Origin of the sequence: Mesorhizobium sp. ORS 3428, assembly GCF_001854785.1 — a bacterium.
Classification (GTDB): Bacteria; Pseudomonadota; Alphaproteobacteria; order Rhizobiales; family Rhizobiaceae; genus Mesorhizobium.
Genome location: NZ_MDFL01000127.1, coordinates 1 through 14,597, shown reverse-complemented (window position 1 = coordinate 14,597; position 14,597 = coordinate 1). Strand labels below are relative to the sequence as shown.

The 14,597-nt window shown below is 58.9% G+C and carries 19 protein-coding genes and 4 pseudogenes; 20 read left to right on the top strand and 3 right to left on the bottom strand.

Going from position 1 to position 14,597, the window contains the following annotated elements; all coding sequences use genetic code 11:
- The 3 genes and pseudogenes from ORS3428_RS21515 to ORS3428_RS21510 form a co-directional block, all read left to right on the top strand.
- Positions 1-541, top strand: a pseudogene (locus ORS3428_RS21515) (phosphoglycolate phosphatase); the annotation flags it as partial.
- A 265-nt stretch (positions 542-806) separates the two neighbouring features.
- Complete coding sequence (locus ORS3428_RS34250) at positions 807-947, top strand: hypothetical protein (protein ID WP_274534820.1); 141 nt, start codon at positions 807-809, stop codon at positions 945-947.
- A gap of 72 nt (positions 948-1,019) precedes the next feature.
- Positions 1,020-1,181 carry a DUF1328 family protein gene (locus tag ORS3428_RS21510; RefSeq protein ID WP_071100315.1) on the top strand — a complete coding sequence of 54 codons (162 nt, stop codon included), beginning with the start codon at positions 1,020-1,022 and terminating at the stop codon, positions 1,179-1,181.
- An 8-nt stretch (positions 1,182-1,189) separates the two neighbouring features.
- Here ORS3428_RS21510 and ORS3428_RS21505 read toward each other — a convergent pair whose 3' ends face one another.
- Entirely contained in the window at positions 1,190-1,930 is a 741-nt protein-coding gene (locus ORS3428_RS21505; RefSeq protein ID WP_244508055.1) for an ATP-dependent DNA ligase, read from the bottom strand.
- A gap of 296 nt (positions 1,931-2,226) precedes the next feature.
- Between ORS3428_RS21505 and ORS3428_RS21500 the strand changes: the two genes are divergently transcribed.
- The 11 genes from ORS3428_RS21500 (at position 2,227) to ORS3428_RS21460 (ending at position 9,510) form a co-directional block, all read left to right on the top strand.
- Positions 2,227-2,568 (top strand): hypothetical protein, encoded by a 342-nt coding sequence (locus tag ORS3428_RS21500; RefSeq protein ID WP_071100313.1) that lies wholly within the window; start codon positions 2,227-2,229, stop codon positions 2,566-2,568.
- A complete protein-coding gene (locus ORS3428_RS31730) occupies positions 2,565-2,831 on the top strand; it encodes a hypothetical protein (RefSeq protein WP_083355245.1) in 267 nt (88 codons plus the stop codon). The genes ORS3428_RS21500 and ORS3428_RS31730 overlap by 4 nt, the downstream gene beginning before the upstream one ends.
- Before the next feature lie 326 nt (positions 2,832-3,157).
- Positions 3,158-3,586, top strand: a complete 429-nt coding sequence (locus ORS3428_RS33110; protein ID WP_131802938.1) for a hypothetical protein — start codon at positions 3,158-3,160, stop codon at positions 3,584-3,586.
- Positions 3,583-4,803, top strand: coding sequence for an NRAMP family divalent metal transporter (locus tag ORS3428_RS21495; RefSeq protein WP_071100312.1), 1,221 nt, complete (start codon positions 3,583-3,585; stop codon positions 4,801-4,803). Before ORS3428_RS33110 ends, ORS3428_RS21495 begins: the two co-directional genes overlap by 4 nt.
- Complete coding sequence (locus tag ORS3428_RS21490; RefSeq protein ID WP_071100311.1) at positions 4,803-5,162, top strand: hypothetical protein; 360 nt, start codon at positions 4,803-4,805, stop codon at positions 5,160-5,162. Before ORS3428_RS21495 ends, ORS3428_RS21490 begins: the two co-directional genes overlap by 1 nt.
- A 2-nt stretch (positions 5,163-5,164) precedes the next feature.
- Complete coding sequence (locus ORS3428_RS21485; protein WP_071100310.1) at positions 5,165-5,518, top strand: hypothetical protein; 354 nt, start codon at positions 5,165-5,167, stop codon at positions 5,516-5,518.
- Positions 5,519-5,652: 134 nt separating this feature from the next.
- Complete coding sequence (locus tag ORS3428_RS21480; RefSeq protein WP_071100309.1) at positions 5,653-6,261, top strand: hypothetical protein; 609 nt, start codon at positions 5,653-5,655, stop codon at positions 6,259-6,261.
- Complete coding sequence (locus ORS3428_RS21475) at positions 6,258-6,650, top strand: phage holin family protein (RefSeq protein WP_071100308.1); 393 nt, start codon at positions 6,258-6,260, stop codon at positions 6,648-6,650. The genes ORS3428_RS21480 and ORS3428_RS21475 overlap by 4 nt, the downstream gene beginning before the upstream one ends.
- Entirely contained in the window at positions 6,647-7,492 is an 846-nt protein-coding gene (locus tag ORS3428_RS21470) for a DUF3618 domain-containing protein (protein WP_071100307.1), read from the top strand. The genes ORS3428_RS21475 and ORS3428_RS21470 overlap by 4 nt, the downstream gene beginning before the upstream one ends.
- 1,422 nt (positions 7,493-8,914) lie before the next feature.
- A complete protein-coding gene (locus tag ORS3428_RS21465) occupies positions 8,915-9,217 on the top strand; it encodes a DUF982 domain-containing protein (protein ID WP_071100306.1) in 303 nt (100 codons plus the stop codon).
- A gap of 26 nt (positions 9,218-9,243) precedes the next feature.
- Positions 9,244-9,510 (top strand): DUF982 domain-containing protein, encoded by a 267-nt coding sequence (locus ORS3428_RS21460; protein WP_071100305.1) that lies wholly within the window; start codon positions 9,244-9,246, stop codon positions 9,508-9,510.
- 86 nt (positions 9,511-9,596) lie between these two features.
- Here ORS3428_RS21460 and ORS3428_RS34080 read toward each other — a convergent pair whose 3' ends face one another.
- Positions 9,597-10,022 (bottom strand): hypothetical protein, encoded by a 426-nt coding sequence (locus ORS3428_RS34080; RefSeq protein WP_244508054.1) that lies wholly within the window; start codon positions 10,020-10,022, stop codon positions 9,597-9,599.
- Positions 10,023-10,503: 481 nt separating this feature from the next.
- On the opposite strand from ORS3428_RS34080, the gene ORS3428_RS21450 reads away from it, so the two are divergent.
- The 6 genes and pseudogenes from ORS3428_RS21450 to ORS3428_RS21430 all read left to right on the top strand — a co-directional run.
- Positions 10,504-10,689 carry a DUF3606 domain-containing protein gene (locus tag ORS3428_RS21450; RefSeq protein ID WP_071100304.1) on the top strand — a complete coding sequence of 62 codons (186 nt, stop codon included), beginning with the start codon at positions 10,504-10,506 and terminating at the stop codon, positions 10,687-10,689.
- Positions 10,686-11,183 carry a hypothetical protein gene (locus tag ORS3428_RS34075; protein WP_244508053.1) on the top strand — a complete coding sequence of 166 codons (498 nt, stop codon included), beginning with the start codon at positions 10,686-10,688 and terminating at the stop codon, positions 11,181-11,183. Before ORS3428_RS21450 ends, ORS3428_RS34075 begins: the two co-directional genes overlap by 4 nt.
- A 308-nt stretch (positions 11,184-11,491) precedes the next feature.
- The gene (locus ORS3428_RS21440) at positions 11,492-11,881 is read left to right on the top strand and encodes a PRC-barrel domain-containing protein (protein WP_071100302.1); all 390 of its coding nucleotides are present in this window, start codon (positions 11,492-11,494) and stop codon (positions 11,879-11,881) included.
- 9 nt (positions 11,882-11,890) lie between these two features.
- Entirely contained in the window at positions 11,891-12,166 is a 276-nt protein-coding gene (locus ORS3428_RS21435) for a helix-turn-helix domain-containing protein (RefSeq protein ID WP_083355243.1), read from the top strand.
- An 831-nt stretch (positions 12,167-12,997) separates the two neighbouring features.
- A pseudogene (locus tag ORS3428_RS34070) lies at positions 12,998-13,153 on the top strand (phage integrase N-terminal SAM-like domain-containing protein); the annotation flags it as partial.
- Positions 13,126-13,943, top strand: a pseudogene (locus tag ORS3428_RS21430) (IS91 family transposase); the annotation flags it as partial. The pseudogenes ORS3428_RS34070 and ORS3428_RS21430, both read left to right, overlap by 28 nt.
- A gap of 374 nt (positions 13,944-14,317) precedes the next feature.
- Here ORS3428_RS21430 and ORS3428_RS21425 read toward each other — a convergent pair.
- A pseudogene (locus ORS3428_RS21425) lies at positions 14,318-14,597 on the bottom strand (amino acid ABC transporter ATP-binding protein); the annotation flags it as partial.

The following is a 14,597-nucleotide window of genomic DNA, read 5'->3' as shown; positions in this document are numbered from 1 at the left end:
AGCGATCTCGACAGATGCCTTACGCCTCGTGACGCTCGTGATAGCGCTCGGGTCAAAGTCAAAGAAAGTCATCGAGACGTTCTGTCAAGAGACAGGAGCCAAGGCGCCCAAGCACATATCTGCTCCGAAGGGAAAACGGATCCTTGTGTGGCGGCCGGGCTCGGGCAAGCAAGCGGTGACAGTTAAGGCAATCGAGCCGCGCCAGTCCCTCAAGCGGCACAGTCGCAAGTACGCGGAGGGTGAGCTCGACGCGTCTGGCAGCTTTTACTTTAGAGGCCCTGATAACGCTATGAATCTTAGGGCCCACAATCTGATCATCTTTGCCCAAATGGCAGAAGGCATCGATGACTTAACCTGGGAATACCACCTGCGCGCTGGCGACTATTCCAAATGGTTTCGCGACCAGATCAAGGACAAAGACTTGGCCCAGGAGACCGCCACTGCCGAGAAAGACAAATCTCTGTCGGCACAGGAAAGCCGGAAGCGCGTATTGGACGCGGTACGSCGGCGCTACACGGCGCCGGCTACGGCTCCAGATTGAAGCACATAGCTTCTGCTGTCTAGCACGCTGAAGTGGAGAGTCGAGGGTCGCGAGCCGGTCACCAAGATAGACCCATCTTAATGACTGATACTTGAAAAATGAAGGAAGTCTCAGGCAGCCATCAAAAATACTCGACACCTTAGTCTAGCTGGCAGGCTGTTTCCATCTTTAAAGTTATTTTTGTGGCCGTATGAGAGTTCCGATCCCAAATGCCTGTCAGCAGGTTGGGGTCAACATAGGCGAAGCTTGAACGAACCCGCATCAGCTGTTGGATTCCATGAGAGCGCTCGATTTCATAAGAGCCTTCTGGTCGGCGAACAACGTGGTTGGAGCCATCTGCCACGCCTCCTGGCTTCTGGTGGAAACCGGCATCGGGGCGTTATCCAGCTGCTATTCCAAGGTCTAGCTCGATCCAGTCACGGGAACTCGAGCCCGCAAAATGCGTTGGTTCCACATCGCAAATCGATCGGAGTCTGCTATGCTCAGGTGGATTATTATTCTGTTGATTGTCGCCGCGGCAGCTAGCCTGCTCGGCATGCCGGCGCTCGCCGGAGCTGCAGCAATGGGCGCACGTGTCCTGATCGGCATCGTGCTTGTGATTTTCCTGCTGATGGTGCTCGGCGTCTTCGCCGTRACCTAATTCACCCATCAGTCCCGCCAGTGACAGACGCMCGCATTATACCTGCATGGTGTGACATAGCCGCTGCCGATTTTCGGATCTAATTTAACGATGGCAATGGCCCCAGGTTGACAGCACCATTGCCGCCTTGCCGCGCACGCGCTTCCGCGCCGAGATTCATTCTTTTGATCTAGCACGTAATCTTGCGCCAATTCATAGTTGGGCCGCTGCGATAGACACTGTCCAGCCGCTTCGACACAATGCCCCCCCAGGCCTGCCTCGCAAGCAAGATGGAGCGCGGCCTCGCCATGCCCTGGGAGCGTTTCGCTGAACTGGATATGGCCACCGATCGGGATCAGCACTTGAAGCATCTCGCGGCGGTCGACCAGCGCCATATTGCATAGATCGTACCCTTTGAAGTGCAAGAGGTCGAAGGCCATTAGGTAGAGATCTTGCGGGCGTCTGGTTATCGCTGAGTGTAGCGACTGCAATTGGGAAAGACCGGCGGAGTCCGTAACGATCACCTCCCCTTCAATGATAAAGGTTTCCGCCTCAAGCTTCTCCGCCTCCTCGGCAATCGGCCGATATTTGGACGTCCAGTCAATGCCGGTTTTAGTAAAGAGTCGGATGYCGTGCGCGTCCTTGATAATTTGGGTACGGTAACCGGCGAACTTGATTTCGTGGCTCCAGCCATCCCCCTTGGGCGGTCGCGCGGTCGGCTCAGGCTCCATTGGACGGACGAAAGACAGCCGGACGGCGGGCTTGCGCATCGCAGCTCCAGACAAGGGCAGTTTTTTATATAAGATCGTGCGGTCGTAAGTGTTCCGTTAGCAGCTTCTGAACCATCGACTTGGCGCTCGGCTAAGCGGCCACAACCGACGCCCTCCTGTGCTCAGCCGGAATTGGTAGGGGCACCTCTCGCGAATCCCCAGCACGCGGGCGGCGTCAGATACAATTCAGAAACACTCCAGACAAACTCCAGAAATGGTACGAGCGTAGAATTGGCTCGAGAGGGTCGTTCATCGGCTGCAGCATTGCAGCAACTTGTTCGGATTGGCGACAAGCGATGCAAAGATTCCCGATCAGCCTGATTGGTGTGTTGTTCGGCATTTCGCTCGTTGCCCGCCCGCTTTGGGCCGGAGAAGCAAAAGTTGCGACGACCCGGACGGAGCACTGCAACAATCTTAGCCACCAGGTCGACGAAGCCCTCGAAACCCATGCCGCGTCAACGCAGGTCACCGCGGCGAAGGCACTGCAAAGAAAGGGAAACCGGCTCTGCGCCAACAAGAAGCAGGCGCAGGGAATCCGGGCGTTCGCAAACGCTTTGAAGCTGCTTGGCGTGACACCGATCGATCCCGATGCAGTGACACCCAAAACCGACCTGCACAGCAAGGAGACAAAACCATGACAAAGTCCGTTCTCTCGGCCCTCAGCCTCGCTGTTGTTCTGGCTTTCACGATGCCGGCTCCCGGCGACGCTGCCGCAACCAACACCACCGCTCCGGCTGCTTCGACCGACACGACCACAACGCCGGCCGCAACTACGGCTAAGAGGCCACATCAAAAGGAGGTAACAAACAAGAAGGTTTGCAAGCCGACCAAGAGGCATAAGTGCCCGGTGAGGCACAAGAAGCAAGCTGCGAGGACTGCCGCGCCCAAGAACGCCTATTAAGCGCCGCTGGTGAGAAGGCCGTTTCATTTGTATTCATCTGAAGCGGCCTTTTCATTGACCCGGAGTGGACCACAAGCTCGGAGGCCGCTTCGAAGGCTGCCCCCTGGGCGTAAGCCGTCGGGTGTCGCAGTGCTCGATTAAACCTATCGGCGGTCGACTGGTCTTGACGCGCGCGGGGTGAGCTGCTGCCGACGACGGGGAGCTTAGCGGCCGATATTCTGCCGGAATTAGCCAACGACAGCGCTGTGCAACCGGCCTTCGGTGCGGAACTTTCCGGTCGGCGCTGCCTTTATCTTCATGCTTGAAGCAGCAGCGGGAGGAAGACATTGAGCAGCATTGTCTGGCGAAGTCTGCCTGTACTGCACGTGCTGGCACTGGTACTTGCCTCCTGCTCTTCGTCTGAAACCGTTGAGCAGTCGAGGCGTGGGGCCTCGACTGCGGAATCGGCGAAATTGGTCACCGATGTCTGGCTTTCCGGTGCCGCACCGTCGCACTACGCATCGGCTGGCTTGCAATTGTTTGGCAGGACACTCGTCGATGCCCGCCGCCGAGTTGAATCGTCCTCCTCGTCCGAAATTGCGAAGCGGGACACAATGGGGACAGCGGTGAGCCGGCTATTTAACGCGGCGAGCCGGGCTGAGAGCGCTTTCCAAGCTGGACAGCCGGTACAGGCCAACCAGGCGCGGCAGGAGCTGCGCGCCGCGCAAGCAGATCTCGCCACTGCCTATCGCGACTATTTCACGCCGCAACGATGAAGAAGCTGCTCCAAATTTCGCTGGGCGTCGTAACTAGCGTTGGGGGTTTTCTGGAGGTCGGTTCTATGGCAACGGCGGCGCAGGCGGGCGCCCTGTTCGGTTTCCAGCTCATCTGGGCGATCGTGCTTGGGACCATTTGCATCGTCTTCCTGGTCGAAATGGCCGGTCGCTTTGCCGCGGTCAGCCATCACACGATCGCTGATGGAATCCGCGAACGGTTCGGCTTCAATGCCTTCGTCTGGCCGCTGCTCGCAGTCCTGCTRGTCAACATCATGGTGCTTTCCGCCGAGATAGGAGGGCTTGCTATAGCCGCCGAGCTCGCCACCGGGATCAGTTTTCGGTGGTGGGCGTTGCCGGCGGCTTTCCTCGCCTGGCTGATGTTATGGAAAGGAACGTTCGGCCTCATAGAGCAAGGCGTCTCGATGTTGGGCCTTGTCACGCTCTGCTTTGTGGTCGCGACGGTGATGCTCCACCCCGAATGGAAGCAGGTTGGCCTTGGCGCCTTGCCGAGCCTGYCGCACCACGACACGGCAAACTATTGGTTCATGGCCGTCAGCATTCTCGGCGCTTCAATCTCTCCCTACCTTTTCATGTTTTATTCCTCCGGCGCGATCGAAGAYAAATGGGACAAGAGCTATCTCGGTGCTAACCGGGTGATCGCCGGCCTCGGCATGGGATTCGGGGGAGCAATCTCCATCGCCGTTCTGATCGTGGCCGCGCTTGTGCTCGGCGCCCACGGCGTGAAGAAGGTGGGCGACTACAACCARCTCTCACTGATGCTGATCCCGATATTTGGCTTCTGGGGCTTCTTCCTCTTCATTGCTTCRCTCGCGGTCGCATGTTTCGGGGCTGCGCTCGAACTGGCGCTGCAGCAGRCCTATCTCATCGCGCAAGGATTCGGYTGGCCGTGGGGCGAGAATCTTAGGCCGCGTGACGACCCCGGCTTCAGCCTGGTTTACACCCTGACGCTCTTTCTTGCCGCGGTCCCCTTAGTGCTCGGTGTCGATCCGCTGAGGCTCACCATCTTCTCTATGGCGCTGACTGCAGCCAGCTTGCCGCTTACGGTCGTTCCGTTCCTCTTTCTGCTGAATGACGATCGCTATATCGGCGAGCACCGCAACGGCGTTATTTCAAATTCCGCCGTGATTTTCGTCGTCGCGCTGGGCTTCGTGCTGGCTGTAGTGACCATTCCCCTGCAGATATTCGGAGGCACCTGATGCAGCTGCTGCGCGATATTCTGGACAAGCAAGTCGTTGATCGCGAACAGGTCAAGATCGGCAAGGTCGATGGATTGGTAGTCGAACTGAGGCAGGGCGAGCCGCCCAGGGTCGTTGCCATCGAACTTGGCTCGATTGCGCTGGCACGACGCCTTGGCGCGAGGCCTGGGCAATGGACCGCGCGACTCGCGGCAAAGCTGAGCGGCAAGTGTGTGGCAAGGCCGCATCGGATTGCATGGAACAAGGTGCGCGATATCGGGGTCGACATCGAATTCGACATTGACGTGCGCAGAACCAAAATCTTCGCCTGGCAGGATTGGCTGCGCGATCATTTCGTTGGCCGGATCCCGGRAGCCTGAGGATGGCGAACGTAAATCTCGAGCATCTGGCTGGTCGGCGCGTGTTTTCGGAGGGCGGCAGGAGCATCGGTTATGTCGAGGAGATCATCGCCGAGCAGGACGGTGACGACCTTGTTGTTACCGAATTCCATGTCGGGATCTTCGCTGCGTTCGAACGCCTGTCCGCCTCGACTTTCGGCACTGCATTGCTCGATCTGTTAGCGCTGCGCCGCGAGGACGGCCTCTATCGCATACCGTGGAGCAAGCTCGACATTTCCGATCCGCGGCGCCCAAGATTGCTCTGCTCGACCGAAGAGGTTTCCGGCTCCGAGCGCACCGACAAAAGTAAGCGGCCACTTACAAAAAATTGCCCCTGAAGGGAACATAGAGGCGTGCGCGAAGTTGGGTCTGATCGAGGAGCCTGCGCCATGAACAGTGTCATCTATCTTATCGGTCTTATCGTCGTCGTGCTCGCGGTGCTCTCCTTCCTCGGCTTTCACTAGGAGGCATCATGCAGCGCGAGAATGATCAGGGCCACGGGCCCRCTGAATTCACCAAGGCGAAGAGCGAAGTTTCCGACCGAGTCCAGAAAGAAACCGAAAGCGCCACAGAGGCGCTCGACCATACGCGTGACGAGGTCTCTCGCAGGACCGGGCAGTACGCAACCGACGCGCAGCAGGCTCTGTCGAAAAAGGCAGAGGAAACCCAGCGCGATAYCGGATCAAGTCTGGCTGCATTGGGTGGCGCCTTGCGCGCCGCAAGCGATTATCTCGCCAACAAGGATCAAAACGCGGCCTCGAAATTCACGCGGGATGCGGCGGGCGGACTGGAAGAACTTTCGTCCTCGTTGYGAGAAAGACCGTTCGTACAGGTGGTTGAAGACGTTCAGTCCTTCGGCCGCCGGAATCCGGGCACGCTAATTGCCGGTTCTGTGCTGGCCGGACTGGCGCTCGGACGGTTCATGAAGGCTACCCCGCCCAAGACGCAGGCGGGGGCGGCAACCGAGCCAACCAATGTCCGGCAAGCCGATGCGGAAAGGACCGAGCCCGGGTACGCCACGGCGCCCAGCAGGAGCGTGGATGACGGCGTTCCCGGGCAGGCAGCGGAGCTGAAAAGATGAGCACCCAGGACAATCCAAGCCTCGGCACTCTGGTAGGTGATCTCGCGCAGCAGGTGAGCACGCTGATCCAAACGGAGGCCAGGCTCCTGCGAGCAGAAATATCCGAGAACGTGACTAAGGCCGAAGCCGGTGCCATCGAGGTTCTGGGCGGCGCGATATGTTTGCTCGCTGCCCTGATGGTTCTGTTGCAGGCGCTCGTCATTGCTCTGGCGCGCTTGGGACTGGGCGCCGGATGGTCGGCCTTGCTCGTAGGAGTGGTTGTGGCCGTGCTGGGCGTCATCCTGTTGCGAACCGGCAAGGCAAGCATGGCACCCTCTGAGCTGATGCCGGATCGCACGCGGGAGCAGCTGAAGCGTGACGCGAACGTGATCAAGGAACAAGCGAGATGACCGACAAATCCGCAGCCGAACTCGCACGCGAGGCCGAGGCCACGCGTGCTAGGCTAGTGGCGACTGCTGACTCCATTCGCAACAAAATGACGCCGGGGCAGCTATTGGACGAATTCACCGGACTCTTTGCCAACAGCGGAGGCACCGAGTTGCTCCGCAACCTGAAAGCCCAAGTGCGAGACAATCCCTTGCCTCTCACCGTGATCGGCGCCAGCCTGGCATGGCTGATGYTGGGCCGCGGCGCTTCTGCCGCAATTACTGCTCCCGGCTATACACCAGGCCGTGGCCGTGGCCAGCACAACGACGCGACCGGTGCTGGAACGGGCGCCATGACTTCGGATACGGCGGCCGAGGTGGTCGGCGGTGCAGCGGAAAAGGTATCGGGAATGGCCAGCAGCGCGGCCGATACTGTGTCGGATGTGGCACGCGGAGCAACTGAGACGCTCACAAAAACGGCGACAGGCACGGCTGATATGGCGACAAGAGCCAGCCGCTCAGGGCTGGAACTGCTGCGGGATCGGCCTCTCRCCGTGGCGGCGGTTGGTCTTGCCGTAGGAGCCGCGATCGGCGCAATGCTGCCCGATACACAATTGGAGGACGAGCAGTTGGGTGGCTACCGTGACAAGCTTCGGGACAGTGCAGAAAAGAACGCCTCCGAGGCGAAGCGGATTGCAGCCCAGGTATATGAGGCAGGCAGCGATGAAGCCGAGCGACAAGCATCGAGCGAAGGCACGTTAGCTGACAAGGTGAGTGGTGTGGTCAAGTCCGCCGCCGACGCGGCCGATGAATCAGTTCGCCGAAAGCTTTCCGATACTGGACTGGCTGCTAAGAACGARCCTTGATCTAGGGCGGCTGGTTTCGCTCCACAGCCGAACTGGAGGAACCCTTGGGTTAAGCGTGGTTTTGTGCGCCGAGTTCGGAAATCAAGGAAAGCTGAAAGCGATAGCGGCACGTGCGCAGATTCGCTCAGCGGCGTTCTGCGTTCGATAATCGAGATGCTCGTGCTGGCGGGGTGGGCACAAGCGACACGGACGAAATATAGCCAACCAACAATTCTAGTAGGCATGCCGCGTCGACAGACGTGTAATGACCTGGRACCTTGCCTAGGCGATAGCCGAGCGGTTCCTTAACGCGATCAACTACGCGATCACGTATGAAAAATGTGCATCGGTGGGGAAATCTCAAACGGAGCCCGGTCTTGACACCGATCGCCGACCAAGTGCCGTTGGGGGCGAGCGAGGTGTGTCATTTTAGTACAATCCACGATTAGTAGACTTCTACCGTCCATCGGCAGGTACTGTGTCCGTTCGGGCTGACGGAGGGCCCCGGAACGGGAGGAAAACGATGTCTGTGAAAGAGGAAGACTATCGAACGAACAGGGCCGACTATCTGATCGCCGCGATGCAAGGTCGACCAGCCGCTGACGTCGATCGCAAAGAGTTACGGGAACAAAAAACGAAATCGCTGTGGCTTAGGGATACTCAAACTGCCAGACTGGCCGCTAATCCGTGTGAAAGCTTCCCGGGATCAAGATTAAGGGCGCGTGGGAACTAGGGAGGGTGTTGCGTCCTCCGAAAAAGCAGCGGCACTTTGGGGCTACTCCGGTTGCGCCTTATGGATGCGCATCGGCATATTAGTAATGGCGTATATTTATCGTCAGCCGGTGCGTGCTTCGATTTCGAACCCCGCCCGTTAGGCCCGGCATTTCTGGTCTACCCCGCCAGCTTGTCGGGCCGCCCCTGCTATTCATTACTCATCCGCCAGAACACGCGCTTCTCCCAACGGATCTGCACCAGGCGCCGGAAGCGGACCGTGTGGGCCTGCTCTTCAGTTGGGTAGAACAGCTGCGCACTTATGGATCGTGACGTTRCCAATGACCTCCCTCAACTCGATTGGCTTGTAGCAGCGCGTGATGTTGCAGCGGGCGCAGTGGATGGCTGCCACTTGCCGGTCGTCATGGGCATGCGTCGGGGTCCAGGCGGCACCTTCGACCATTTTTCCGGTTTGTTGTTCCGGCGTCTGCTGAAGTGAGAACATATTCCTATCTGGTCAAGGTCTACCTGCTTGTTGCCGCTGCCAGGATAGCCACAAGGAAGGCGAATATGTTCGCAAGAGTCACGGTCCGCGCAGGGAATTCCTTAGGGCGTTTCTGCGTTCGGGCATGATCTTGACGCTCCAAATGTGTGAACCAATATTTTCGGCGGGCGGACCGCTGTCGGCACGCCCGTTCCCAACTCAATTGTTCGTTCGACTTGGAGGATCCTATGAACGACCATATGTTCGACAGCCCTGTTTTCGTGAAGAACGGGAACAGCCTCATCCAGGAAATCGCATGCCTCGAAGATGCTCTTGAATTTCTCTACGAATGGCCCAAGAGCAGACGTGGCAGCGTCTACGAAACGGCCCTTCGTGCCTGCAAGCGAGCATTCGACAGCAACTATCCGCTGTCAGCCGCCAGGGATGCGTTTTGCGGGTTCGCAAAGTCCGCCAGAATCCACGAGGAAGTGACCACAACCTTGCCTTGGATGGTCGGCAACCGCGGCCATGGCGGCGGAGTGGTCACCTAAACGCATCGTGAAAGGAGAAGTTCACGATGCTATCCCAGCCTTTCGAAAAGCCGGTTCGGGTATGGGTCGGGCTGGGCTTTCCACGCCAGCTCAACTCGGTCGCCGATGCCTATCAGTTTGCGGTCGATTGGTGCGGCAACGGCCCGGAGCAGAAGGCCGCCATCCGCGCCTGCAAAGCCGCGTTGGTCGGAGACGTTGATCCTGAAACTRCAAGAGGCGTTTTCGTAGCCTTCGCTCGTAAGAAAGACATTCTGCTCGATGGCGCCTCAATGCCTCGGCTTCTGGAAAAGTGAACCAAGGTACGTCTGACATGGTCTAAAACCTACGGCGGCCGTTTGGCCGCCGTCCGCGCCCGAGTTTCTCGACTCCGGTGGCTTATTCATTTTTCACGCAAGTTCTCTGATGAAACGTGGCGTAGCATCTGCTCGCCCCTGAGGGTTTTTGCCCGGCCCACCAAGCCGGGTCTGAGCAATTCGGCCTTTTCCTTCGGCGAAGGAGCGCCCGCCTTGCGTAGGACGCGCTCCCATAGCTGCTGGCGCTTGTCGGCTTTGAACGTGATCAACRCTCGGCCCATATATCGGCCGTTGTCCGCCGGAAGCATCATGGCCGGCTTCCCAGTCGTGCACTTTGCGCAGATGATATCCATCTCCTTCTCGACGAAGCATTTGACCTTGCGCCAGTTCATGGTTGCTCCGCGATAGACGCCATCCAGCCGCTTCGAAACGACGCCCGCTTCGCTGAATTGGATGTGGCCGCCAGCGGGAACGAGCGCCTGCAGAATCTCGCGGCGGTCTCTCAGCACCATGTCCCGCAGATCRTGACTGTCGAGAAGCAGGAGGTCGAATGCGACCAGACACAGATCCTGCGGCCCGCTTGGTCATCGCCGAGCGCAGCGCATGAAAATCCGACAGCCCGGCTTCGTCTCGCGATTGTCTCGCTTTCAATGATGAAGCGTTCCGACTCGAGCTCCTCCGCCTCCGCGGCCAGTAGCCGATATTTGGTGTATTAGGCGGATGCCGTCAGCATCCTTGATGACTTGGATACGGCAGACGTCGAATTGACGTCGTGGCTCCGCCCGTCGACTTTGGGCGAGTGCTCGACCAGCTCAGGTTCCATTGGAAGAATGAGGGACAGCAGGGCGCCGCCGGGGGCTTACGCGTCGAAAACCTACGCGATACCAAACTTGATCCAATGTCGAAGAGGCGCAAGCGTTCCCGTTAGCGATTGCTGAAAAGAGATTGGAACGTTCGTGGCAGGTGGCAGTTTCCCCCGTCAGAGGAGAAGCCATGGCTGACGAAAGAACCAAGCGTGATTTCCRGGACCGCGATCGTATCTCAACGGACGACGATTATGAGGTCCGATACTTTGCCAAGCAGCACCGGATTGCGCCCGAGCAAGTGCGCGACCTGATCCGCGAGCATGGCGACGACCGCAAGACCTTGGCACRCGAAGCCAGGAAATTGCATGGATGACAAAGCTTTCGAAATTTGGGCCACCCAGTATCGGGCACCGATTGGGGGCGACCCTCCCCGCGAACAGGATCACTTCTGCTATTGTAGGAAATGCGGCCAGCCGGTCGACCGACGCGATCTCCTGCTATCCATTTGGCATGGACAGCCGGATCATGAGCCGCTTGAACCGGATAGTTGATCTCAGACTTTTTTTCGGGGAGCCGTCCCAATTTCGCGGATCGAAGTTAGCAAGCGCTACTTACGGTGATTCGCGCGACGCTCCTTGCCCTGAACGATGCGATGTCGACGGCTTTTTTGGCCGGCAGAGGCTCGACGCGGAAATCTTCGGAGTGGTCGATCTCACTAGCAAAATTGAAGTCCGGATCGGCGCCATCACGTTTCGGACGCGCCATCCAGTTCGTCGCCAATGCGTCAGTGCTTGGATAAGACGTTCGCGGTGCAATGGCCCTCAATGGGAAACCGGCAACGCCAAGCTTCAGGACATGGGACTGTGAGTATCTGCGTTACGGCTAAACGCTTCTCCAACCCTAATGCGAGACACTCTTGGGAGCTGGGCAGAACTCTGCCAGTGCATTTTAGGTCAGGGGAACGCAGTTCCGCTAGAGAAGGCCCCGGAGTTCGTGGCCTGTACTGCCAAGCGCATGCTTGATCGACCGGCCTATTCGTCACCTGCATTGGGGCCCTCGCCCAGGAAATATGTCGCTTGAACAATGCCGATCCTGTTTTCCGTTCCTGCGCGGAACCGTTCCCTAGCGAATTAGTTCAGCTTCTAGGTTTGGGCGCGTTCGACAGGAGAAAGTTAATGCGTAAGATTCTAATCGCCATAGCTGCCATTTCCGCGCTGGCGACACCGGCAACAGCTGCGGCCACCCCGCCGACGGGAACGTATGTCACCGCCAAACCCACGGACTGGATCACCTATAACTTGATCGGACTGAAAATCGTCAACGGTTCGAATGAAACGGTCGGCGAGATTAAGGACTTGCTGATCTCTAACAGCGCCCTTGCGGGCTACGTTGTCTCGGTGGGAGGCTTTGTCGGCATCGCCGAGCGTTACGTGATCGTCGCCCCATCCGCCGTCAAGATCAACTACTCCGAGAACGACAAGAAGTGGACTGCCACCATGGATGCTACCAAAGATCAGCTGAAGGCGGCTCCAGAGTTCAAATACGAAGGCCGTTGGAGCAAGTAGCGGTCTTGAGTGATCGGGGCGGCGATTTTGGTGGCCCCGCTTTCTTTGGCGAACAGCCCAGTGCGAGCTAGCAATATCGGTCGTCAACCGATCGAGAACCGCGGCAAGATCTTTAACCGCGACGACCCGATCAATGCGGCATGGCCCGACAACGTTCATGTCGCCGCATGCACCGTCGACGTCCATATCAGCCGCCTCGGAAAGACGCTGAAAACGATCTCGCCTCGCAACGTTATCCGCACCATCCGATCCGCAGGCTGCGCCCTCGATGAGCTCGATCAATGAGCTGCAGCGGTGGACGCAGCAGCGAATGCTGCCCCTCGCTCAGTCTATCCTGGTCGTTTGAACRAAACGACCGTCTCAACAGCTGCCTGTTGTGACGGGCGCGTCGGACCATCGGGGAAACGGCATCTCCAAGTCACGCTCGAGAAGCCTGCCCAAAAACATGGTCAGGATGCCTGCGGCACAGAAACAGAACATTTCCGCGTACCCCACAGTTACCCCACAGAAACGCCGGAAATAAAGGTGAACAAACGCCTTTAGATGTCATGAGAAATGGCGGAAATCCGGGCTTTTGCTGGCCAACCCGCCCGTTCGGGACGATGGGGTCGCAGGTTCAAATCCTGCCACTCGGACCAGAAAAAACAATGAGTTAGCGCCGCACCGCTGCAGCTACCCCACAGATATCCCCACAGAAATACGCCCTGCTGCCGCTTCGGATCGCTTTCAAGCAGTCTGCTGGCGAAGCGGACTTAGGAGTCGGAAATCGCGTCGGCTTGTGATTGGTTTGATGCCATTTCAGACGGGACAAATCGTTAGGGCAAATAGATGAACGAAGGGCAGCTCTCGGGCGCGCTGCATATCGCGAACTTTGTCACCGAGATGAAGCGCGACGCTGCTAGTGACCGCATTAGCCTGTCATTGGGTAGGCCCCGAGGGTCATCGTTTTCGACAGGAAATCCACATGTTAGCGGCTGGTTCGCCAACCCGTTTCCTTCGTATTCTCTCGTATGGTCTGGCGAACCCCAGGACGATGAACTAGATTAACTCTGGTACCATGCCCTATCCTGTTCTTGATGCACCTATCAGTCCACTGCGTCAGGGCTGATCGACGACATGCACATGCGGCGTTTCTCACAGGAGACGCAGCGCAACTATCTCCGCGACATCGGACGCCTGGCGACGTTCCTCGGCCGGTCGCCGGATACAGCGACAAGCGATGACCTGCGCCGGTTCCAGATCGAGCAGCAGAACGACGGTGTTCCCGTGCCGACGATGAACARCATCGTGTCGGCGCTACGCTTCTTCTTCACGCATACGGTCGACCGTCCCGATCTGGCGCGCAAGCGCGCACATGATCGTGCCGGGCGGCGGCATTGCACTCAGCGTAAGCCGCTGGATATCGTCGCGCCCGGCCTTCCTGCTGCCGGTGCGCGTGCTCGGCAAGCTGTTCCGCCGTCTGTTCCTCTCCCGGTTGGTTGCGCTGCACGACGCTGGCCGGCTCGCCTTCTTCGGCGCAATTGCTTATCTCGCGGAACGGCGGGCATTCCTGCGCCACCTGTCGCCAGTCCGGAAGAAGCGCTGGGTGGTCTACGCCAAGGCGCCCTTCGCCGGCCCGGAGGCGGTCCTCGCCTATCTGTCGCGCTACACGCACCGGGTCGCGATCTCGAACAGCCGCCTCATCCGTTTCGACGAAAACGGCGTCACCTTCCGTTACAAGGATTATCGTTGCCCTCTCGCCGAGYGGCAGCAGGTCATGACGATCGCCACCGCCGAGTTCATCCGCCGCTTCCTGCTGCACGTCCTGCCGCGCGGCTTCCATCGCATCCGACACTACGGCCTGGCTGCCGGCTCCGYTCGCAAGGCCAGCCTCGCGATTGCTCGCGAACTCCTGAACGTCGCCACACCGTCCGATGACGACACCACGGAGGAACCGGACGACTTCCGCCCGCCATGCCCCTGCTGTGGCGGCCGCATGATCATCATCGAGACCTTCGAACGATGGAGGCAGCCGCGCGGACCGCCGGGCGCACGGACGACAAACCGGGAGACCGCCCCATGACCCGGCATGGCATGATCCAGTCTCAAGTCGTAGGCGCACAGCCTCCGGCACCGGATCCACGCCTGTCCATGGTGATCATCAACGTCGACAGAGCCGCGGCTAGCCTCCCACCGTCCCGACAAAACCGCGCGCAGGCGCAACGAAGCGGTCCGTCCGCATCTACCCCAGAGCCTCCCGACACCGGTCGCACCATCGCCGACATCTGCCGAGAATCGAAATCCCCATAGCCATCGCCTGTGGCCCGCGGGTTCCTTCCTCGGGGACTTTCGTACGCCTGCCGGCGCCCGAAACTCTTCACGGAAGCGGACAAGCGCCTTTCGGAAATGATGGCCCCGAAACCGACTGTGTTTCCGGAGTGCTGAACTATTTCCTCGTCAGTGCAGGATCTGGCTGAGGAAGAGCTTGGTACGCTCGTGCCGCGGATTGCCGAAGAACTCGTTCGGGCTGTTCATCTCGACGATCTGGCCGGCGTCCATGAAGATGACCCGGTCGGCGACCTGGCGGGCGAAACCCATCTCGTGCGAGACGCAGAGCATGGTCATGCCCTCCTCCGCAAGCGAAACCATGGTGTCGAGCACTTCCTTGACCATTTCCGGATCGAGCGCGGAGGTCGGTTCGTCGAACAGCATGATCTTCGGGCTCATGCAGAGCGAG

Bases quoted from the DNA above. Each gene is read 5' to 3' on its own strand.
- ORS3428_RS21485 (WP_071100310.1), top strand. From the start codon at position 5,165: ATGGCGAACGTAAATCTCGAGCATCTGGCTGGTCGGCGCGTGTTTTCG.
- ORS3428_RS21500 (WP_071100313.1), top strand. From the start codon at position 2,227: ATGCAAAGATTCCCGATCAGCCTGATTGGTGTGTTGTTCGGCATTTCG.
- ORS3428_RS34075 (WP_244508053.1), top strand. From the start codon at position 10,686: ATGACAAAGCTTTCGAAATTTGGGCCACCCAGTATCGGGCACCGATTG.
- ORS3428_RS31730 (WP_083355245.1), top strand. From the start codon at position 2,565: ATGACAAAGTCCGTTCTCTCGGCCCTCAGCCTCGCTGTTGTTCTGGCT.
- ORS3428_RS21440 (WP_071100302.1), top strand. From the start codon at position 11,492: ATGCGTAAGATTCTAATCGCCATAGCTGCCATTTCCGCGCTGGCGACA.
- ORS3428_RS21465 (WP_071100306.1), top strand. From the start codon at position 8,915: ATGAACGACCATATGTTCGACAGCCCTGTTTTCGTGAAGAACGGGAAC.
- ORS3428_RS21475 (WP_071100308.1), top strand. From the start codon at position 6,258: ATGAGCACCCAGGACAATCCAAGCCTCGGCACTCTGGTAGGTGATCTC.